13 protein-coding genes and 1 pseudogene are annotated in these 20,144 nt (G+C 74.7%); 7 read left to right on the top strand and 7 right to left on the bottom strand.

Annotation, left to right across the window (positions count from 1 at the left end; genetic code table 11):
* Positions 1–79: 79 nt before the first annotated feature.
* The gene (locus AC5L38_RS29500; protein WP_495246092.1) at positions 80–2,188 is read right to left on the bottom strand and encodes a tetratricopeptide repeat protein; all 2,109 of its coding nucleotides are present in this window, start codon (positions 2,186–2,188) and stop codon (positions 80–82) included.
* A 188-nt stretch (positions 2,189–2,376) separates the two neighbouring features.
* Here AC5L38_RS29500 and AC5L38_RS29505 point away from each other — a divergent pair, with 188 nt between their 5' ends.
* Both AC5L38_RS29505 and AC5L38_RS29510 read left to right on the top strand, forming a co-directional pair.
* A complete protein-coding gene (locus tag AC5L38_RS29505; RefSeq protein WP_495246093.1) occupies positions 2,377–3,090 on the top strand; it encodes a TauD/TfdA family dioxygenase in 714 nt (237 codons plus the stop codon).
* Entirely contained in the window at positions 3,078–4,289 is a 1,212-nt protein-coding gene (locus tag AC5L38_RS29510) for a hypothetical protein (RefSeq protein WP_495246094.1), read from the top strand. Before AC5L38_RS29505 ends, AC5L38_RS29510 begins: the two co-directional genes overlap by 13 nt.
* Here the strand turns inward: AC5L38_RS29510 and AC5L38_RS29515 are convergent.
* The 3 genes from AC5L38_RS29515 to AC5L38_RS29525 all read right to left on the bottom strand — a co-directional run bounded on the left by AC5L38_RS29515 (position 4,193) and on the right by AC5L38_RS29525 (position 10,669).
* On the bottom strand, positions 4,193–5,263 hold the full coding sequence (locus tag AC5L38_RS29515; protein ID WP_495246095.1) for a macro domain-containing protein: 1,071 nt from the start codon (positions 5,261–5,263) through the stop codon (positions 4,193–4,195). The two genes, AC5L38_RS29510 and AC5L38_RS29515, sit on opposite strands and share 97 nt — an antisense overlap.
* A 111-nt stretch (positions 5,264–5,374) precedes the next feature.
* Complete coding sequence (locus AC5L38_RS29520; protein WP_495246096.1) at positions 5,375–9,421, bottom strand: CHAT domain-containing protein; 4,047 nt, start codon at positions 9,419–9,421, stop codon at positions 5,375–5,377.
* 201 nt (positions 9,422–9,622) lie between these two features.
* A complete protein-coding gene (locus AC5L38_RS29525) occupies positions 9,623–10,669 on the bottom strand; it encodes a YihY/virulence factor BrkB family protein (RefSeq protein ID WP_495246097.1) in 1,047 nt (348 codons plus the stop codon).
* 137 nt (positions 10,670–10,806) lie between these two features.
* On the opposite strand from AC5L38_RS29525, the gene AC5L38_RS29530 reads away from it, so the two are divergent.
* Positions 10,807–11,373 carry a ferritin-like domain-containing protein gene (locus AC5L38_RS29530; protein WP_389911578.1) on the top strand — a complete coding sequence of 189 codons (567 nt, stop codon included), beginning with the start codon at positions 10,807–10,809 and terminating at the stop codon, positions 11,371–11,373.
* A gap of 142 nt (positions 11,374–11,515) precedes the next feature.
* Here the strand turns inward: AC5L38_RS29530 and AC5L38_RS29535 are convergent, their stop codons facing one another.
* Both AC5L38_RS29535 and AC5L38_RS29540 read right to left on the bottom strand, forming a co-directional pair.
* Positions 11,516–12,601, bottom strand: a complete 1,086-nt coding sequence (locus tag AC5L38_RS29535; protein ID WP_495246098.1) for a cellulose binding domain-containing protein — start codon at positions 12,599–12,601, stop codon at positions 11,516–11,518.
* 306 nt (positions 12,602–12,907) lie between these two features.
* Positions 12,908–13,657 (bottom strand): sensor histidine kinase, encoded by a 750-nt coding sequence (locus AC5L38_RS29540; protein ID WP_495246099.1) that lies wholly within the window; start codon positions 13,655–13,657, stop codon positions 12,908–12,910.
* A gap of 319 nt (positions 13,658–13,976) precedes the next feature.
* On the opposite strand from AC5L38_RS29540, the pseudogene AC5L38_RS29545 reads away from it, so the two are divergent.
* Positions 13,977–14,127: pseudogene (locus AC5L38_RS29545) on the top strand (LysR family transcriptional regulator); the annotation flags it as partial.
* An 813-nt stretch (positions 14,128–14,940) separates the two neighbouring features.
* Here AC5L38_RS29545 and AC5L38_RS29550 read toward each other — a convergent pair.
* Entirely contained in the window at positions 14,941–16,056 is a 1,116-nt protein-coding gene (locus tag AC5L38_RS29550; RefSeq protein WP_495246100.1) for a M20 family metallopeptidase, read from the bottom strand.
* Between the two features lie 261 nt (positions 16,057–16,317).
* On the opposite strand from AC5L38_RS29550, the gene AC5L38_RS29555 reads away from it, so the two are divergent.
* From AC5L38_RS29555 to AC5L38_RS29565, 3 genes are all read left to right on the top strand, one after another.
* The gene (locus AC5L38_RS29555) at positions 16,318–18,126 is read left to right on the top strand and encodes an ABC transporter substrate-binding protein (protein WP_495246101.1); all 1,809 of its coding nucleotides are present in this window, start codon (positions 16,318–16,320) and stop codon (positions 18,124–18,126) included.
* Entirely contained in the window at positions 18,123–19,130 is a 1,008-nt protein-coding gene (locus tag AC5L38_RS29560) for an ABC transporter permease (protein ID WP_495246102.1), read from the top strand. The genes AC5L38_RS29555 and AC5L38_RS29560 overlap by 4 nt, the downstream gene beginning before the upstream one ends.
* A gap of 64 nt (positions 19,131–19,194) precedes the next feature.
* Positions 19,195–20,142, top strand: coding sequence for an ABC transporter permease (locus AC5L38_RS29565; protein WP_495246103.1), 948 nt, complete (start codon positions 19,195–19,197; stop codon positions 20,140–20,142).
* Positions 20,143–20,144: the final 2 nt, after the last annotated feature.

Here is a 20,144-nt window from a genome sequence, read left to right on the forward strand (position 1 = left end):
CTCGGAAGACCAGGTGCTCCAGGTTGCGGTGAGAACAGTCAGACCTCCGTGAAACGCGCGGAAGGCCGGAGCGGGACCGTCAGCCGTCCTCCCAGAGGCGGTCCTCGGGGGCGCTCGACGGGGGCTCGCCCACGCGGGTGGCCACCGACCGCGCCTCGGCCAGCAGCGGATGCCCGTCGCCCAGGGCGGGCCGGCCGTGGGCCAGCGGACGGCGGTCGAGCAGCGGCGCCAGGAGCGGCGCCACCTCCTCCACGCCGCCCGCGCTCATCCGGCGCAGCGCGAGATCCAGCCGCCCGGCCAGCACGAGCGGGTGGGAGGCGTCCAGCGACTCCCTGCCCAGGGCGACGAGCGCCGCGCTCGCGGCGTCGGCCTCGTCCCTGTGCCCGAGGGCGTGCGCGGCGCGGGCGGTCAGCAGCAGCCGCTCCGCCTGGCCGGGGAAGTCGTCGTCCATGCCGCGCTCGGCCTTGGCGAGGGTCGCCAGGACCCGCGCCGCGCCGGTCGCGTCGCCGAGGACCAGCTGCGCGGCGGCCTGGGCGCGCAGCACCGGCCGCTCGGGCGGCAGCGCGCGCAGCGCGGCGAGCGCCTGGGACGGCTCGCCCGAGGCGACGAGCGCCGTGGAGCGGATCAGCGCCGCCTCGGCGCCCAGCCGGGGCGACACCTGCCGCGCGAACCACTCCGTGGTGACGGTGACCCCGGTGAGCAGGCGCACCGCCTGGGCCGGGAAGCCCGCGACCAGCTCTATCTCCGCCAGGCGCACCGTGTCGTACTGCGGCCAGTAGCCCTCGGGCGCCAGGTGCTGCGCGCGCACCCGGAGCGCCTCGGTCAGGTGGTGGCGCGCCTGCGCGGGCTGGCCCGCCGCGAGCAGCGCCTCGGCGAGGGTCACCCTGGCGGAGGCGGTGTTGACGTTGTCGGGCCCCAGGCGCTGCTCGCGGTCGGCCAGCGTCGCCTCGGCCAGGGTCACGCCGGTGACGATCCGGCCGGCGCGGGAGGCCGCCCTGGCCGTCGCCTGCTGGGTGAGCGTGAACCGCCGCCACGCCGGGGCGACCCCCGTGGCGGGCGAGGACTTGGCCCGCTGGTCGCTCACCTTGCGCAGCTCGCGCAGGCCCGCGCCGGGACGGCCGGTCTCGACCAGCACCTCGGCCAGGTTGTGCCGCGCCCGCGCGCCGAGCGACTCCACGTCGGCCGGGGAGGGAAGCTCCTCCGCCACCCGCAGCGACCGCTCGAAGCAGGACCTCGCGGCCTCCAGGTCCCCCAGGCGCAGCAGGGCCAGGCCCTGCCTGCTGGTCACGTCGCACAGCGTCTGCCGGTCGGCGGGCCCGGCCGGGTCGGCCGCCAGCAGGTCCGCCAGCTCGCCGCCGACCTCGGCCGCCCGGGCCAGCAGGGGGCTGCTGTCGAGCAGAACCTGCAGCACCACCTCCAGGGCGCGGACCCTGGCGCGACCGTTGGACCCCATCCGCTCGGTGAGCTCGGCCGTCCGCTCGGCCGTGTGCAGCCGCTCCGCCCACTCCCCGGCCAGCGGCAGCAGGTCACGGGCCACCCAGTGCGCGCAGAGCGCGGCGGCCTGGCGGTCGGCGGGCCCCTCGGGGTCGTCGGCCATCGCCCGGAAGGCCAGCTCCGACAGGCGCCCGGCGCTCGCCGCCGCCCACCCCGCAGACGGGACGCCCACCGTCAGCGCGGCGAGCTCCAGCCGGGGCGCCAGGTAGTGGGCGTACGCGGTGACGCGGCCCTCCCACCCGGCCGCGGCAGTGGCGCCGTAGACCTCCGTCACCTCCCACACCGGCGGGCTCTGCCCGGCGGACGAGCGCTTCTCCGAGGTGGAGATGTCGCCGATGCCCAGGCGCACCTGGCCCAGCATGAAGCGCTCCACCTGGTGGAAGCGCGCCACCCTGCGCAGTGCCGCGGTTACCAGGCCCTGCGCGGCGAGCAGGGAGCGCGGGGGCTCCGGGGCGCCGTCGCCCGAGACGAAGTCGTCGAAGGCGTGCTTGACCGCCAGGGCCACCAGCACGCGGCGGCTCCTGACCTCGTTGTACAGCCAGACGGCGCTGCGGCCCCTGTCGCCCTCGCCGCCCCGCGGCAGCCGCACCCGCTCGGCGACGTCCTCGGCCCGCACCTGGTGGTAGTCACCGCGGCGGAAGGCGTCGGCCGACGCCGCCGCGATGGCGGCGAGCCTGCGTTCCTGTGCCGACACCCTCGACCCCCTTCGGATCACTGCAGATGAATATATCTCACTATGGTTCGGCGAACCTTAAATCAGTGAGTTGACTATCGCAACAGACGCCCCGATGTCGCCCCGACATCGACCGGATCATGACCGGGAGACCGGACACCGGCACCGGTTTGCTGGAGACCAGAACCGGACGAGCAGCAGGGGTGATCATGTGTGAGATCGACATCGTACGGGCCGCGGAGTCGCTGGACCTGCGCGGGTGGGCCGTTCTGCGCGGGCAGGACTTCACGGCCGGCCAGGGCGCCGACCACTCCGCGGTGACGGACATCGCCCGCCGCTTCGGCACCCCCTCCGCCCGCGACGCCGGCCGGGCCGTCTGGGAGGTCAGGCCGCGCCCGGGCCGCGGCCACGGGACCTTCTCCGAACGCGCGGGACCCGCCCCCTTCCACACCGACGCCCAGTATCGCGCCCGGCCCGAGGACCTGGTCTGCCTGTTCGTGGTCAGGCCCGCGGCCGACGGCGGCGCCACCCTGCTGCTCGGCCGCGCCGACGCGGAGGCCGGGCTGGGCCGCCGCCCGCACGGCGACCTCGTCGCGGCGGCCCTGCGCCGGCCGCGATGGGCCTGGACCGTCCCGGAGGCCTTCCGCTCCGCGCCCGGGGAGACCTCGCCGCCAGCGGCCGTGCTGCCCGGGGACGGCACGCTGCGCTGGCGGGCCGACAACCTCGCCCCGCACCCGGACCCGTTCCAGCGCTGGGCCGCGACCGAGTTCGCCGACTGCCTGGAGGCGGCTCCCGGCGCCCGGCGGGTGCGGCACGCCCCGGGGGACGTGATCATCGTCGACAACCGGCGGGTCCTGCACGCGCGGACCCCCTTCCAGGACCCGCGGCGGCTGGTGCTCAGGGTGCGACTGTGGGCGCGCTGAGCCGGCGGGCGCTGACCCGCGATCCCTCCGCGGCGCGCGAGTGGGCGGCGGGAAGGGCCGCCGTGGCCGCGGCGGTGCCGGCGCGCGGCGCCGAGGCGGCCGCCTGGACGGTACGAGGCTGGGCGGAGGTCGCGCTCGGCTGCGCCGTGCTCGGCCTGCCGGCCGCCTTCGACGGGCTCGACGACGTCGTCCGCGCGAGCGGCGTCCGCGACGGCGGCCGGGGCGCCTCCAGGCTGCGCGCCCTGCGGGCGCTGCGCGGGCCCGTCCCCTCCTTCTACCCGGGTCCGGCCCCACCGGGCGAGGTGGCGCCGGTCGGCGCGCTCACCTGGCGGATGTGCGAGCTGCTCGCCGGGTTCTGCGACGCCGTCCGGCCCGCCCCCGCCCCGGGCGGCCGCACCGGTGGCGGCCCGGTCCGCGACTCGGGCCGCGCCCACCTGCGCTGGGGGGAGCGGTACCGGCCCACGCCCTCCCGCGACCACGTGATCGTCTCCGGAGCGGCCTTCTCCGGGATGCTCTGGCGCACCTGGATGCGCCTGCCGGGACGCCGCGGGCCGGTGAACGCGCTCGTCGACGGGCCACGCCCGGTGCCCGAGCTCCAGCGGCGCGTCTGGCGCGGCATCCACGACGGCGCCCACCTGGACCACCTCGCCGCGACACCCGGCGAGATCGAGTTCGGGGCCGGGCTGCTGGCCGCCGAGTCGTACGCGATGGCGGTGGAGACGGTCGCGCTGGTGGAGAGCGCGGCCCGCGGGGAGGGGGACCTGGCGGGATGGCTGCGCCTGGGGCTCGTCGAGCGGATCGGCCGGATGCCCGGCTTCCGCGGGCGGTCCTTCTCCGGCGAGGGCCCGGCGCTGCGCGAGGCCCGGCGGTTCCTCTCCCCGGAGCTCGAACCGCTGCCGACGCTGTCGGCCGTCTACGTCACCGGGGCGCTGCGCCTGCTCGCCGGGGACGGCTCAGCGCTCGCCGGGGACGGCTCAGGGCTCACCGACCGGCTCCACCGGGACCTGACGGCCCGCTGGCGGGCGGCCTGCGCCACGTCGGCGCCCGCCCGGATCCTGACCGAACGGGCCGGGGAACTCCTCACGACCTCCTCCCTGGATTCTCAGGCCCACTCGGCGCCCCTGTCGGACAGGGCTCGCACGACGGCCTCCGCCACCTCGGGCAGGGGCACCGAGAGGTGGACCGCCCAGCGGGGGTGACGGTCGAGGTTGTCCAGGAGCGCCGTCCACAGCCACCGCACCCCGACCTCCAGCGGGACCCGCCCCCTGCCGGTCCCGACCAGCGGGAAGCAGAACGACGACAGGGGCGGCGAGAACGACGCCCGCTCCCGCTCGCCCAGCAGGAACACCTGACGCACCACCTGGGCGATCGTCGGCGGGGCCACGTCGTAGTCGTTGCTGCCCGTGCGCGGCACCGCGACGGCGGCGTGGTAGATCCGCCGCACGCCGTTCGCGGCCAGGTCGCCGGGCCCCGTCGGGGCGACCGTACCCGGCGCCACCGGGAGCCCGGCCCGGCCGTGGGCGGCCATCCAGTCGTTCAGCTCCAGCTGGACGACGTCCTCCAGCACCTCGCCCGCGGCGCTGCGGTGCGCCCCGGCCCGCCGCAGCGCCGCCGAGACCGAGAACTTGAACGTCTTCGACATCTCCATGTACACGTTCTCCGGCGAGACGAGGACGTCGACGCCGGTGATCAGCTCGATCGGCCGGACGTGCACCGTCACCCGCGCCCGCCCGGCGTCGACGAGCACCCTCGCCCGCCCGGCCAGGTGCAGGGCGTGCGGCGCGGTGCGCGAGCCCAGGTCGTCGCAGATGGCGAGGATCTGCTCGGCCAGCTGCGCGAGCACCACGCGCTCCTGGTGCTTCCTGAAGCGCTCGACGCTGATCCCGTACACCTGCGCCGCCCGGCGCCTGCGGTCGGAGGCCGGCCAGTCACGGGTGCCCTGGACGAGCCCGAAGGTGTACGAGGCGGCGGAGCCGATGGTCGTCGCGCCGAGCCGTTCCGCGGCGTCGCCGATCAGCCGTTCGGCCGCCGCCACCGGCTCCAGCCCGGGGTGGCAGGTGCTCACCGCCTGCCACAGCGCGGGCAGCGCCGCGTCGCGAAGCCGGAGCAGCCCGCGCTCGCGCAAGGTCCGCAGGTCGGTGACGAGGCCTTCGTGCGAGGGAAGGGGGGCCATGGGATGGAGGATTCCCCGTACGGATGATCGGCAGACCCGGCGCGCCCTCCGCGCCTCCCGTGTGCCTCCCGCGTGGATTCCCGGGTGGATTCCCGCGTGGAGGAAAGGCGGTCAGGGGGCGGCGACCGCGACGAAGGCGGCCCAGTGGCGCGGGTGCCCGCCGTCGTCGGCCCAGTCCCAGGCCTTGCCGTGCTCGTCGTCCAGCAGGTGGCGCGCGCCCGCGACGTGATCGGCCAGTGTCTCGTCGCCCAGTTCGGCCGCGGCCCGCTCGGCCCTGGCCACCATCCGCCCGTACGCGGCGAGCTGGCCCGCGCGGTCGCGCAGCCGGAAGGCCTCCTGGGCCTCCCGCAGCGCGCCGGGCACCGAGCCCGACCGGTCGAACCTCTCGTGGAACTCCGTCATGAGCAGGGCGGCCGCCATGTCGCCCACCGGCCACAACGTCACCACCGCGGCGCGGGCGCCGGAGGCGAGCACCCCGCGCAGCAGCCCCTGGACGTCGTCGCCGGGCGCGCCGCCCCCTCCCGCGGTGCGGCACGCGCTCAGGATCACGACGTCCGCGTCCAGCGCGATGCCCGGCAGCTCGGCGACGGTGAGGGCCTCGCCATGGGCGAGCAGCACGGCCGAGGCGAGCGGCACGGACTCGTCGAGCTGCGCGTGGGTGGCCAGGTGGACGATCGAGGCGCCCGGCATCGCCCGCCGCACCCCCTCCGCGGTGGCGGCCTCGCCCAGCAGGACCCGGGCCCTCGCGCCGGGCCGGCCGTCGGGCCGGGCCGCCGCGGCGCACGCCTCCAGGACGCTCGCGGCGAGCCCGGGCGCCGCGCCCGCAGGGAGTCCGGGCGCGGGCGGGAAGCGCATGCCCTCCGGGTCGCCCACCGCCAGCACCCCGCCCCGCCCCCTCGGCGTATCCGCGCCCGGCGGCGTCCCCGCGTCACGCGGCGGACGCAGGAAGCCGAGCGTGCCGGCACTGGGCAGCACCGACAGCGTGCGCCGCGCGCCGAGCGGGGCGCCGTCCCACGGCAGCGCCGCGAACGGCACCGTGTGCAGCACCCCGGAGGGGACGACGACCACGCTCTCGCTCTCCCTTACGGCACCGTCCAGCGGGCCGAGGAGGAGGCGGGCCAGCTCCTCCTCGGCGCCGGGGACGCGCTTGCCGCTCCCGTACGCGGAGTGCAGGGTTCTCACGAGCCCCGCGACGTCGTCGGCGGGCGACCGCACGGCCTCCCGCAGCCCGTCGCCGCCGACCGCCCAGGCCAGCAGGTCCGTCCCGCGCAGCTGGTAGGCGAGCAGGACGGCCCCCGGGGGCAGCAGCGCGGCGACCCGCCGCGGGTCAGGAGGGGTGGCGGTCAGGTCCAGCGAGCGCCACAGCGCGGGACGCTCGCGCGCGAGGTCCTCCTCCACCCTTCCCAGCCGGGCCTCCGCCTCGCGGAGCCCGGGCCACGGCCCGGCCCCCGTGCCGCCGGTGCCGCCCGCGCCACCCGTGCCATCCGTGCCGCCGGTGCCGCCTGTGCGGGCGAGCCGGTCCGCGGCCGTCTGGCGAAGCAGGGTGACCTCGGCCGACGCGGCGCGCCAGGCCGCGAGCGCCGGGACGTCCCCGGCGCCGTCGGCGCGGCGCGAGCCCAGCAGGTCCAGGAACGCGCGGGCCCGGCAGCGCTCGGCGGCGAGGAACGCCTCCTCCCCGAGCCGGAGCGCCCGATCGCCGTCGCGGGCGCCGAGCGCCTCCTCCCGGGCGCGCAGCAGGCAGCGGGCGAGCCCGAAGTGGACGCGGGAGACGGTGGGGGAGCCCGCCATCGACAGGCGCGCGCCGTCGTCCCTGAGCTCGCCCCGCAGCCCTTCGAGCCAGGCCACCGCCTCCCGGTAGAGGCCGGCCGCCTCCTCGACGCGTCCCAGGCCGAAGGCCGTCGCCGCCTCGGTCTCCAGTGCCGCCCACGGCTCGGCCGCCCGGGTCCACCACCGGTCGCCGAGGACCTCGCGCACCCGCCGCAACCGGTCCTCGGCGAGCGCGTACGCGCGCAGGGAGACGAGGACCCCGGCCTCCGCCGCGTGGTCGCGCGCCCGCTTCTCCGGGGCCTCGATCCCGGTCTCGTCGCCGGCCCCGGCGGCGGCCGGCGTCCCCACGGCCCCGACCACGTGGCCGCCCCGCTCCAGGAAGGCGGCGTAGGAGGCGGCCGCCTCCTCCCACCGCCCCCGCTCGCCCCGCACCAGCGCCAGGTGCAGGTCCCGCCTGCTCTCCCCGGAGGCGGCCGCGGCGGCCTCGGCCGCCTCGAAGAACGCCTCGGCCTCGGCCGTCCTGCCCAGGGCCCGCTCCGCCCGGCCGCGCAGCGCCGGGACCTGCACCTCGCTCCGCTCCAGCACCTCCTGGGCGGTACGGCGCAGCAGCCACGCCATGAACGGCCCGTCCTGGTCGGCGGAGAGCGGCTCCTCGGTCCTCTCGGCCTTTCCGGTCCTCTCGGTCCTCTCGGCTCTCTCAGTCATGAGGCTCTCGGTCAGGAGGCGAGAGCCACGCTCCAGCCGCCGCGCCGCCATGACCCCCGTGGCGTCGTCCACCTCGGGCAGCCTGCTCGCGGCGGCCCGGATACGGGCGGCGGTGCGCTCCATCGCGTCCGGGTCCGCCCGTTCGACGTCGAGCTGGTGCAGGTGGAGCACGAGGACTCCCAGCAGCCGGTTGTCGGCCCGCGCGGCGAGGGGCCCGCCCCCGCGGGCCTCGGCCTCGAACAGGTCGGCGGCCTCCTCCAGCGCCACCCGGGCCGCCGGCAGGTCCCCGATCCTGGCGCGCAGCACACCGAGGTCGGCGGCGCACCGGGCCTCGCCCAGGGTGAAGCCGAGCGCCCGGTGGACGCGGCGGGCGAGCCGGTGGCAGGCGACGGCCCGCTCGTAGCGGCCCGTGGAGGCGGCCAGGTGTCCCGCCTGGGAGCAGAGCGCGCCGAGCCCCTCGGCGAGGCTCACGCTGCCGGGGCCCAGCGCCCAACCGGCCAGCTCCCGGGCCGTCGCGTCGGCGTCCACGGGACGGCCGGCCGCGATCTCGGCCAGGTCCCGGTGCACCCTCGCGGTCCACCGGAGCCGCTGGTCTCCCACGGCCGCGGCGATCGTCTCGGCCTCGGCCGCCAGCCGCACGGCCTCCTCGCCCCGGGCCGGGCCCGCCGCGGTGTCGCCGCCGCGATCCCCGGCCTCGTCGTCGGCCAGGCGCCGCAGGTGGGAGCGGCGCAGGGCCAGCGCCGCCCGGACGCGGGGCGCGGGCTCGCCGCCGGCCGCCCGCAGCACCCGCTCCGCCTCCTGGTACGCCTCCTCCGCGGCCTCGGGGAGCACCTCCCGCCCGGCGAGGATCCCCTCCGCGGTGCGGTCGGTGTCGAGGTCGAGGCCCGCCGTGGGGCGCAGGTCGAGCAGGAGCGGGGAGGTCCTGACGGCCGCCGCCCAGTCGCCCGACATGATGAGGACCGCCGCCACGCCGTGGGCGTCCCCGGCGCGGTAGCTCCTCTCCTGCGCGTCCACGAGCAGGTCGAAGGCGCCGTCGTCGTCGCCCGCCTCCCGGTGCAGCGCAGCCATCGCCCGCGACAGCAGGGCGGTCAGCGGGTCGCAGGCCGGTATCCCCTCCAGCGACTCGCGCAGGGCGCGCAGGTCCTCGGCCAGCGGGGGCAGCCGCTGCCCGGCGTTCCCCGTGCCCGCCGCCGCGCGCAGCGTCGACAGGGCGACGGGCAGCGTGGCGAGGACCTGCCGGACGACCAGCGTCTCCAGGTCGAGGTCGAGGTCGATCACGCCCGCGTCGCGGGCCGCCAGGTACGCCTCCCGGAAACGCCGCTCGTCCTTCGCGGCGGCGGCGATGCCCGGCCGCAATGCCTCCATCTGCGGGGTGAGGACCCCGCAGCCGTCCGGCCAGAGCCCGTACCCGCAGGTCCGGGCCAGGCGGGTCCACGCGAGGGCCCGCAGCAGCTCCCGGGAGCCGGGGGCGGCCGTGTCGGCGGCCGCGCGCAGCAGGCGCAGCGCCTCGGCCGAGTCGCCGGCGAGCGTGGCGAGCGTCCCCCTGGCGACGAGGTCCGCGGGCTCGCCGGTGGGCGGGCCGAGCGCGGCGAGCGCGGCGGTGTAGTCGTCGTGCAGCTCGTCGTAGACGGGCGAGACAGGGGGGACGGGGGGAACGGGGGCGATGGGGGAGGGGTCGGTGCTCAACGCCGCTCCATCTTCGAGCCGGGGATGAGGTCTTCGACCGTAGGGGACGGGAGAACGGGGAAGAAGGCGAACCGTTTATCGGACATCGGAGCGTCGTTTCCGGCCCCGCCCCAACCACGGGCTCCGGTCACGGGCCCGAATCACGGGCTCCGATCACGGGCTCCGGTCACGGGCCCCGCTCGCGGGGCCCGGGTGTGTCACCTACCGGCCGGGCCGCTCGCCGCCCGAGCCCGGCCGCCGCCTGCGCACGACCTCGGCGGCCGTCTTGACGGCCGCGATGGCCGCCGCGCCCGCCGCCCCGACCAGGGGTTCCCGCTCCTCCTCGGCCGTGGGGCCGGGGTCGGGGTGGACGGGACCGGCCCGCCCCGCGCGGACGGCCTCCAGCTGCGCGGCGAACGCCAGCCCCAGGAAGAGGGCGATCGAGCTGAGGAACGACCACAGCAGCAGCGCCATGACGGCCGTGAGCGGCCCGTACGTGGCGCCGAAGGTGCCGCTGCTCTCGGTGTAGAAGGCGAGCAGGAGGGTGAAGACCGTCCACAGGGCGAGCGAGACCAGGGCGCCGAACGCCAGCCAGGTGTGGCCGGGCTGCCTCCTGCGCGGCGCGGCGCGGAACAGCACCGAGGTCGACATCAGCGCGAGGAGGAAGCCGAGCGGCCAGCGCACCAGGTTGAACGCCTCGGTGGCGGAGTCGTTCCAGTCGTACACCTGTGCCAGGGCCCTGCTGATGGCGCCGCCGCCGACCATCACCACGAAACCGGCGGTCATGAAGGCCCCGGCCGTCAGCGCCATCAGCAGGGCCCTGCCGTACTTGCGGTGGAACGGCCGGTCCCGCTCGACGCCGTAGATGCGGTTCGCCCCCCGCTCCACCTGGGCCATGGCGCTGGTCAGCGAGAACAGGGCGGTGGCGAGGCCGAGCCAGAGCGCGAGGGCGCCCCCGGTACGGCCCGCCTGCCGGTGGCTGTCGGCGAGCACGGCCTTGACCGCGTCCACCCCCGCCCCCGGCGCGAGCCTGCTCAGGACCAGCTCCAGCACCTCGCCGAGATGCTCCTGGTTGACCACCGAGCTCAGCCCGACCAGCGCGATGGCGCCGGGAATGATCGACAGGCAGATCTGGAAGGCCAGGGCCCGGGCGTTGGTCAGGCCCTCGCCGTACCTGAACCTGGCGAAGGAGTCGCGGGCCAGGTGCCAGCGACCGTACTTGCGCAGGGTCGTCCACGCGTGGTCGGCGGAGAGTTCTTCGCCGTTCATGGTCCGCGTCTGCGGGACCTTCGTCGCTGTTCCCATTTCGACCGGCTCGCTACCCCGAAAGTGACGTCACGAACAAAACGCCGTCGAGTGTGGCCGACGACACTGGATAAGAGGCGGATTCTGGGTAGTGCAGGCCCATGGCTGAATTCCTCACAGATATCAAGGAGCTTCGGGCGCGGGCGCGCCAGGAGATCGACAAGGGTCCTATCACGTCCGCCTACGGCGCGGACCTGCCCCGGGTGATCCAGGTCTGCAACGAGGCCCTGGCGACCGAGCTGGTGTGCGTGCTCCGCTACAAGCGGCACTACTACACCGCCTCGGGCATCCACGCCGGGGTGGTGGCCGCGGAGTTCCTGGAGCACGCCGCCGAGGAGCAGGAGCACGCCGACCGGCTCGCGCAGCGCATCGTCCAGCTCGGCGGCGAGCCCGACTTCAACCCAGAGACGCTGGCCGCCCGCTCGCACGCCGAGTACGACGACAGCCTCGACCTGATCGAGATGGTCAAGGAGGACCTGGTCGCCGAGCGGATCGCGATCGCCTCCTACACCGAGATCGTCAACTGGCTGGGCAACGACGACGTGACCACCAGGCGCGTCTTCGAGGACCTGCTGGCCCAGGAGGAGGAGCACGCCGACGATCTCAAGAGCCTGCTGGAGAGGCTTCCCGGTGCCCTGGCCGGTGGGGACTCCCAGGGGCAGGGCTGAGCGGCGGGCACAAGCCCGCCGGCGCCGGGTGCCCGGATCGAAGGGCCGGAACCGGGCGGCCGGGACCCGGACGACGGGGAGCCCGGCCGCACCGGCCGCACCGGCCACACGGCGCGGTCGATCCCGGAGGCGGCCCGGCCGGTCAGCCGGTCGTGCAGGACACCTCGGGAACCGGGGAGCCCGTCCCGGAGGACATGAAGCCGAAGACGGTGCTCGCACCGGGAGCCAAGGACCCGTTCCAGGCGGCGTTCCGCGCCGAGACGGCGGTTCCCGACTGGGTCACCGCCGCGTTCCACCACTGGCTGATCTGCCGCCCGGTGAACGTCCAGTTCACCCTCCAGCCGGTGATGGCCGCCGGGCCGTCGTTCTTGACGATCACGTCGGCCTGGAAGCCGCCCGGCCACTGGTTGTTCATCCGGTAGGTCGCCGTGCAGCCGACGCCGGGCGTGGGAGTCGGGGTCGGGGTCGGCGTGGGAGTGGGTGTCGGCGTGGGGTCCGGTCCCGAGCCGAGCAGCGCGGCCAGCGCGGGGAACCACCGGTCGGCGATCTTCTGGTCGCCCGCCGCGTTGGGGTGCACCCCGTCATAGGTGTCGTACGCGGTGTTGAAGCCCGTCCACTGGTCGACCACGACCACCGGTGACCGCGCGGTGGTCTTGCCCGCCGCCCAGGCGGGGATCGCCGCGTTGAGCGCGGAGACCCGCTGCGCGCACTCGCCGCACGTGCTCGGGTTCATGGGGATGATCTGGGCGACGAGGACCTTCGTGTCGGGGTTGCTCGCCCGCATCTGGTCCACCAGCTTCCCGTACGCGGACAGGATGGTGGCCGTCGGGCGGTTGCTCCAGGCGTCGTTGGTGCCGAAGTGCATCAGCACGATGTCGGGCCTGGCCGCCGAGAGCCAGCCGGGGAGCTGGTTCTGGTCGGCGACGTTGGTGACCAGCGCCCCGCCGTGCCCCTCGTTGTCCCCGTCGTGCGCGACGCCGCAGCCCTGCGGCGGCAGGGTGCCGACGAAGTCGATCGCGGTGTGGCCGGCGTTCACGAGGCGGTTCCAGAGCAGGGCCCGCCAGCACCCGGGGGAGCCGGTGATGGAGTCGCCGAGCGCCATGATCCTGGTGGCCGCCGCCCGTGCGGGGGGCGCGGTGCCCACCAGGAGTCCCAGGGTCACGACCGCGGTCACCGCGGCCGCCAGAACCGTCAGAATCGTGCCGCTCCCGCGTGCCGTCCTCAGCATCTTGCGCTCCCGCCTCGGTGGGGGCCGATGCTAGGCGCCCGGGATGGGGGCGGGAAGCCGCCCGCCCGCCGGGGAGGGCCTGACCTGCGCGACCGGCACCGGAGGAGGTGTAACTTTCACCTCGGCCCCGATCCGCCTCTTCGCGCGAGCCGTGCCCGCGCCGGTCACCCGGAGGGCGCTCGCCGGGTGCCATCGATCGGCCCCGGCGCGACGGGGCGGCGGGCCGGGGTGGTGCGGGAAGCGACGCGGCGCGCCGGCCGGCGAGCCACCGGGGCCGGGAGGTCGGGGAGAGGCTCGCGGGAACGGTCATGGCCGGTCGGCGGTCCGCCTGGCGAGGGGGAGGCGGAGCACGAGGCGCGCTCCGGCGTCGGCCTCCTCGGCCTTCTCGCCGTCCCCGGCGTCCCCGGCGTCCTTCGCGTCCTCGATGTTCAGGGTGCCGTTGTGGGCGAGGGCGATGTCACGCGCGATGGCCAGGCCGAGGCCGGTGCCGCCGCGCTGCCGGCAGCGGGCGCTGTCGAGCCGGAAGAAGGGCTCGAAGACGCGTTCGCGGTCCGGGGCGGGGATGCCGGGCCCGTCGTCGGTGACGACGAGCTCGGCCGTGGTCCCGCGCCGGAGCACCTGGACCAGTACCGAATGCCGGGCGTGCCGGCGGGCGTTGTCGAGCAGGTTGGCCACCAGCCTGTCCAGGAGCGTGGGCGCCGCGTCGACGATGACCGGTGCCGCGGCCCGCAACCGGACGTCCGGCTCCCCGGTCGCCCCGGCCACGTGGGCGCGGGCCGTGGCGGAGAGGTCGACCGGCCGGTGCCGTACGTGCACGCCCTCCGCGATCCGCGTGAGCAGCAGGAGGTCGCCGGTGATCGCTTCGAGCCGGGCGACGCCGCGAAGCGCCGCGTCGAGAAGCCGGGGCAGATCGGTCTGGCCGGGATGCAGCCGCGCCTCCTCGAGCTCGGCCTTGAGCCCGGCGAGGGGGGTGTTGAACTCGTGGGCGGCGGCCGCGGCGAACCGGCGTCGGATCAGGTTCTCCTCACCGAGCAGGGTCGTTCGAGGTGCGTTCATGTTCACTCTTTCGGAAGGTTTCGGCCGGTGTCACCGGCTCGTTTGAACAAGGCGTGACCTGGACGCCTGGGGGGCGGGGAAAAGGGGCGCGGGCTGGATCGCCGTACATCGTCACCCCTGGCGCGTCGAGCGCCGGCTCGGCCGGTGGCAGCGGTGTGTCGGCCTCCGGTGGCACGGCCGGTACGCCGATCGGACGTACCGCCGTCGCGGCTTTCCCCGCGTTTTAAGAACCCATCGTGTGCCCGCTCGATGCCCGCCCGCCAAGACCGGTTGGCTCCCTGCTGGTAGGCGGAGACTCCCACGGGGTTATGCTGCGCGAATGGAGCTGCGCCAGCTTCGCTACTTCGTCGCGGTGGCCGAGGAGCTGCACTTCGGCCGCGCCGCGGCCAGGCTGCGCATCGCCGGTCCCTCGCTCTCCCAGCAGATCAAGGGGCTGGAGCGGGAGCTGGGCGTACGCCTCTTCGACCGGGACCGCCGCTCGGTCGCGATGACCTTCTCCGGGCGGGCGCTGCTTCCCCAGGCCCAGGCGGTGCTCGAACAGGCCGAGAGGCTGCGCCGTTCCGCGGCCGGTCTGGCCGTCCCCGAGCCGGTCCAGCTCGGCTACGTCAACTGGCTGCCGCCCGACCTTTCCACTCGCATGTCCGGCGTCGCGCAGTTGCACGTCGACCCCTGGGTCATGCCCTCGCACACCCAGGCCGGCCGGGTCGCCGACGGCAGCATCGACCTGGCCATCTGCTGGGCGCAGGCCGAGGACCTGGCCAGTCGCGGTCTCGAGGCCCGGCTGATCGGCGCCGACCGGCTTTTCGCGATCTCCGCGGGCACCGGGACGTCCGCCGTCCGGGCCGAGGACACCGTGGTGCTGGTGGGTGCCAACAGCAACATCTGGAGCTCGTGGAACCGCTACGCCGAGGAATTCGCCCGCGACACCGGCGCCCGCGTCGTGCACGTCGACGACGGCGGCATCACCGGCCGGGCCTTCTTCGATCACGTGCGCCGGCTTCGCCGCCCCGTCATCAACTCGTCGAAGGGCCAGAGCGCGCCGGTGCCGCAGGATCTCCGACGGCGCGCGGTGACCGACCCGGCACCCTACTGGACATGGGCCCTCGTCTTCCGGCGCGACGAGACCCGCGAGGCCGTGCTGGCCACCGTCGAGGCGCTCACCCGTGACGTCGGCGGCCTCGGCCTGGACGCCGGCACGGCGTGGCTGCCGGTCGGCGACCCGTTCCGCGACACCGGGCCGTCCGGCCGGGCGCCTTCCCGGCCCGCCGGTGACACCGTGCCGCTCACGCGAGCGACGCCCTGACCAGGCCCGCCAGCAGTGCCGCGCGGCCGGGCATCTCGGCCACGACGACGTGCTCGTCGTCGGCGTGGGCCCCGCCGCCCACCGCGCCGAGCCCGTCGAGGGTGGGGCAGCCGGCCCCGGCGGTGAAGTTGCCGTCGGAGGCCCCGCCCACGCCGACACCTGTGAGGGGGGCGAGCCCGAGGTCGGCGGCGACCTTCTGGGCGAGGGCGAACAGCCCAGCTGACGAGGCGTGCTCCAGGGGAGGGCGGTTCGGGCCTCCGGCGATCTCCAGCCGGGTCCCGCCGATCCTGGGGGAGAGTGCCCGCATCAGCTCGTCCACCCGCCTCTGCGCGTCGAGGGTGGGCACGCGGACGTCCACCGCCAGGCGGGCCAGCGCGGGCACGGTGTTGGCGGTGGTCCCGGCCGAGAGCACGGTCGGCGTGACGGTGGCCGGTCCGAGGGATCCCCGCGTCACCCGGCCGTCGTTCACCTGATCCGCGATGCCGGTGACGGAGAGGATCTGGTGGGCCAGCTCGACCCCCGCGTTCGCGCCCCTGCCGGGGTCGAGGCCCGCGTGCGCGCCGCGGCCGTGCACCAGGACCTCGTACATCGAGGTGCCCTTGCGGGCGATCTTGAGAGCGCCGCCCTCGGCGCTCGCCTCCAGGACGAACGTGGCCGCGCAGGCGCGCGCCGACTCCTCGACCAGCGCGCGCGAGGTCGGGGACCCGACCTCCTCGTCCCCGGTGATCAGCACGCACACCCCCTCCGGCGACGGCAGCGCGGCCAGCGCGTGGAACATCTGGACCAGCCCGGCCTTCATGTCGAACACCCCGGGCCCCCGGGCGATCCCGCCGGCGACCGACCAGGGGCGGTCCAGCAGGGAGCCGATCGGCCAGACCGTGTCGTGGTGGCCGAGCAGCAGCACCCTGGGCGTGCCGAAGGTCCACCGCAGGTGGGTGACGCCGCCGATCACGATCGTCTCGGCCCTGGAGCCGAGCCTGCGGTGCCCCTGGCCGGCGACCACCTCCGCGCTGCGGGCCACCGCCCGGTGGTCGGCCGAGAACGACTCGCTGACGACGAGCTCTCCCAGGTCCTCAAGCATCACGTCCAGGTCCACCGTGTTCGCCTCTCCGCCGATCCGCCGATCCGCCGATCCGTCGTTACCGCGACCGTACGGCAGGCGGGGCTCCGGAGCCCGTCCGATCCCCCGGAGGCGGTCGCCGGCAGCAAGATCGGCGGTTGGGTGAAGAAAAGCTACAGAGAGCATCACGAGAGTGGAGATAATTGACGCGGATGGTGGGTCGAACGTATTGTCCGGACAACGCCGACATCTCGGTATAGGTGCCTTGACCTCGAAGAACACCCAACGGAGCGGTTCATGAAGCGACTAGCAGCGGCAGCGGTCTCCCTCTGCCTGGCCGCCGGTGCCGCGGCGTGTGGCAGCGGCGGCGACAGCTCCGCCGGCGGCGTCTTCACCACGATCGACGCCCTCAAGCCGGGCATCGACGCGAACGCCCCGATCAACCCGTACAACCCCAAGGGCAACACCTTCCGGGGCTACAACGCCGAGTGGCTCGGGTGGACCAAGAACCATCTGACCGATCCGAACCAGTTCTACCCGGGGGTCGCGCAGAGCTGGGAGATCGCCCCCGACCAGTCCTCGATCACCCTCCGGCTCCACCCGGGCGGGAAGTGGTCCGACGGCGAGCCGATCACCGCCGAGGACGTGAGGTTCTCCATCGGCCTGGCCTACACCCAGGGCGGCACCGCCTACGCCCTCGACCCCTCCGCGGCCGGCACGGCCTCCGACATCAAGATCCTGGACGACAGGACGATCAGGATCACCCAGGCGGCGAAGAACCCGAGCTCCTCCTTCGTCCGCAGCGTCATGGAGACCGTCATCGTCCCCGAGCACGTCTGGCGCGGCGTGCTGCCCGCCGACTTCTGGCAGAAGCTGAAGCTCGCGCAGAGCACCGCCCCCGGCGCCGACGCGGCACGGGCCGGGATCACCAGCCTCGCGGACAAGGTCATCTCCTTCGCCCCGGCCAGGGACGTCTCCGCCGGGCCGTTCGTCCTCAAGCGCGTCAACCCGGGCGAGGCGCTGCTGGTCAAGAACAAGAACTTCTACAACGCGGCCAACGTCGCCGCCGACCAGGTGCGCATCCTCAACTACACCGGCAACGAGCAGGTCTGGAACTACCTGGTCGCCGGCAGGCTGGACAGCGCGCCGTTCACCGCGGTCCCCGCCGGGGTGATGCGGCGGATCACCGAGACCTCGGGCAACGCCGTCGTCAGGGGATACTCGCCCGTCAGCGAGGGGCTGGCGTTCAACCAGTCCAGGAAGCCCTACGACAACGTGCACGTCCGCCGGGCACTGGCCTACCTGATCGACCGCGGGCAGGTCACCAAGGTCGCCTCCCCCGAGGGCGGCACCGCCTCGGTCACCACCTCGGGCCTGCACCAGCGGGCCGCGAAGGCGTGGCTGGGCGACGGCCTCGCCGCCCTGGAGCCCTACCGGCACGACCCCGCCAGGGCCGCGAGCGAGCTGCGGGCCGCGGGCATGCGGAAGGTCGACGGGAAGTGGGCGATGCCCGACGGCAGCCCCTGGAAGATGACCATCAACGTGCCCGCCTCCTTCTCCGACTGGCTGGCCGGCGCCAAGGCCGTCACCAGCCAGCTCAACGACGCCGGGATCGACGCGCAGGTCGTCACCACCGCCGACTACCCCCTCTACCTGGAGGAGATGGCGGCCGGGAAGTACGACCTCGGCTTCTGGCTGGTGGCGCTCGGCCCCGCGCCGTACAACATCTTCCAGCGCCTGTACGGGGCCCAGAACGGCTGGCAGCTCTTCGGCGGCAGGCTCAAGCACGTCGCCCCCGGCACGGAGGGCAACTGGATGGGCGGCTCCGAGCTCATCGACGTCAGGGGCGTGGGCAGGGTCAACCCCGGCGAGCTGGCGGTCAAGCTGAACTCCGTCCCCGAGGCCGAGCAGCGGCGGATCGTCTCGGACCTCGCCAGGACCGCCAACCAGGACCTCCCGGTCATCCAGCTGTGGGACTACGTCAACACCCAGGTGGTCAACACCAGCCGTTTCACCGGATTCCCGGGTGACGACAGCGACGCGCTGCGCCTCACCTCCGGGGTCTGGCTCCAGCTCGGCATGGTCAAGAGGAAGGACCGCGCATGACGGTCATCGCACGCCGCCTCGCGGGCCACCTCGTCCGCGGGCTCGCCATGATCCTGGTGGTCACCACGATCAGCTTCGTGATCATCAGGAACATCCCCGGCGACCCCATGCGGGCGCGCTACGAGAAGCTGGTCGAGCAGGGCATGTCGCCCGACCAGGCCGAGCGTGCCGTCGCGGTGCTGTACGGGTTCATGCCCAAGGGCACCATGTGGGAGCAGTACCTCGACTACATGCGGGGCCTGTTCCACCTCGACCTCGGCCAGTCGCTGAGCGTTCCCGGCGCGGAGGTGACCACCCTGCTCGGCTCGGCGGCCACCTGGACGATCCTGCCGGTCCTCGTCGGCACCCTGCTCAGCTTCGCGGTCGGCATCATCCTGGGCGTCTACGCGGCGATCAAGCGGTCGAGCAAGCTGGGCGACATCCTGGCCGTCTCCGGCTCGCTCCTGCACGGCCTGCCGCAGTACGTCCTCGCGCTGCTGCTGAGCGCGGTCTTCACGACCCTGCTGCCGATCTTCCCATCGAGCGGCACCGCGGACGTCACCCTCGAACCCGGCCTCAACGCCGCCTACCTCGGCTCGCTGATCCAGTACGCCACGCTGCCGGTCCTGACCTACGCGCTGGCCGGGTACGGCGGCTGGATCCTGGCGATGAAGTCGAGCGTGGTCACCGTGCTGGGCGACGACTTCATCCTCGCCGCCGAGCTGCGCGGCATGAAGCGCGGGATCATCTTCCGCTACGTGGCGCGCAACGCGATCCTGCCGCTGTTCACCATCCTGGCGCTCTCGCTGGGCCTGCTGTTCGGCGGCGCGATCTTCATCGAGCGGATCTTCACCTACCCGGGGCTGGGCCTGCTGCTGCTCAACAGCATCACCGACCGCGACTACGCGCTGATGGGTGGTGCCTTCCTGCTGATCACCGTGGCGATCGTCATCGCCAACATCGTGGCAGACATGCTCTACACCGCCATCGACCCACGGGTCCGTTCCGGACAGGAGGCGTCATGACCGGACGAATCAGAGAAGCCGTGGGAGACGGCCCTGTGACCGCGCATCCGGCGGAGGTGGTCGCGTGACGGCGCCGGTCATCACCGCCCCCGGTACTCCCGGTGCCCCGGGCACCCCGGGTGCCCCCGGCGTCTCCGGCACCCGCGCGACGCTGCGGCGCAACTTCTGGCGCGGCGTCTGGCGGGTCCTGCGGCGCAAGCCCAGCCGGATCGTGGGCGTGGTCATCCTGGGCGTGTTCGCGTTCATGGGGATCTTCGGGCCGCTGCTCTACCCCGCGCGGCTGCCGCGCGACGACAACGCGCTCTACGCCGCGCCGAGCCTGGCACACCCCTTCGGCACCGACTTCGAGGGCACCGACGTGCTCGCCCTGGTGGTCACCGGGTCCCGGTACGTCCTGATGACCGCCCTGGTCACGGCCGTCATCACGGTCGCCCTCGGCACCGCCGTCGGACTGTTCGCGGGATTCCGGCGCGGGCGCTGGGACGCCGTGCTCATGCGGATCACCGACATGAAGCTGACCATCCCCGCCCTCCCGCTGCTGCTGGTCCTGTCGACCGTCTGGAAGTTCACCAGCGCGATCGAGATGGGCCTGGTGCTCGGGCTCCTCGGCTGGGGCGGCGTGGCGCGCGCCGTACGGGCGCAGACCCTCTCGCTGCGCGAGCGCGGCTTCATCGAGGCGGCCAGGGGGCTCGGGCTGTCCGGACGGCACATCATCGGCAGGGAACTGCTGCCCAGCATGGCCCCCTTCATCGCGATGAACATGCTCATCGCGGTGACCGGCGCGGTGTACGCGCAGGTGGGCCTGTTCTTCCTGGGCGTCCTGCCGTTCGACGCCAACAACTGGGGCGTCATGCTCAACCTCGCCGTGTTCGGCGGCGGCGCGCTGACGACGACCACCGCGCTGCCGTACATGCTGGCGCCGCTGCTGGCGATCCTGCTGCTCACCCTGGGCATCGTCCTCGTCGTCGACGCCATGGACGAGATCTTCAACCCCCGGCTGCGGGAGGACTGACC

The sequence above is a fragment of the Streptosporangium nanhuense genome (genome assembly GCF_059358815.1).

Coding starts and splice junctions, on each gene's coding strand:
- AC5L38_RS29505 (WP_495246093.1), top strand. CDS start 2,377: ATGTGTGAGATCGACATCGTACGGGCCGCGGAGTCGCTGGACCTGCGC.
- AC5L38_RS29515 (WP_495246095.1), bottom strand. CDS start 5,263: ATGGCCCCCCTTCCCTCGCACGAAGGCCTCGTCACCGACCTGCGGACC.
- AC5L38_RS29525 (WP_495246097.1), bottom strand. CDS start 10,669: ATGAACGGCGAAGAACTCTCCGCCGACCACGCGTGGACGACCCTGCGC.
- AC5L38_RS29530 (WP_389911578.1), top strand. CDS start 10,807: ATGGCTGAATTCCTCACAGATATCAAGGAGCTTCGGGCGCGGGCGCGC.
- AC5L38_RS29535 (WP_495246098.1), bottom strand. CDS start 12,601: ATGCTGAGGACGGCACGCGGGAGCGGCACGATTCTGACGGTTCTGGCG.
- AC5L38_RS29540 (WP_495246099.1), bottom strand. CDS start 13,657: ATGAACGCACCTCGAACGACCCTGCTCGGTGAGGAGAACCTGATCCGA.
- AC5L38_RS29555 (WP_495246101.1), top strand. CDS start 16,318: ATGAAGCGACTAGCAGCGGCAGCGGTCTCCCTCTGCCTGGCCGCCGGT.
- AC5L38_RS29560 (WP_495246102.1), top strand. CDS start 18,123: ATGACGGTCATCGCACGCCGCCTCGCGGGCCACCTCGTCCGCGGGCTC.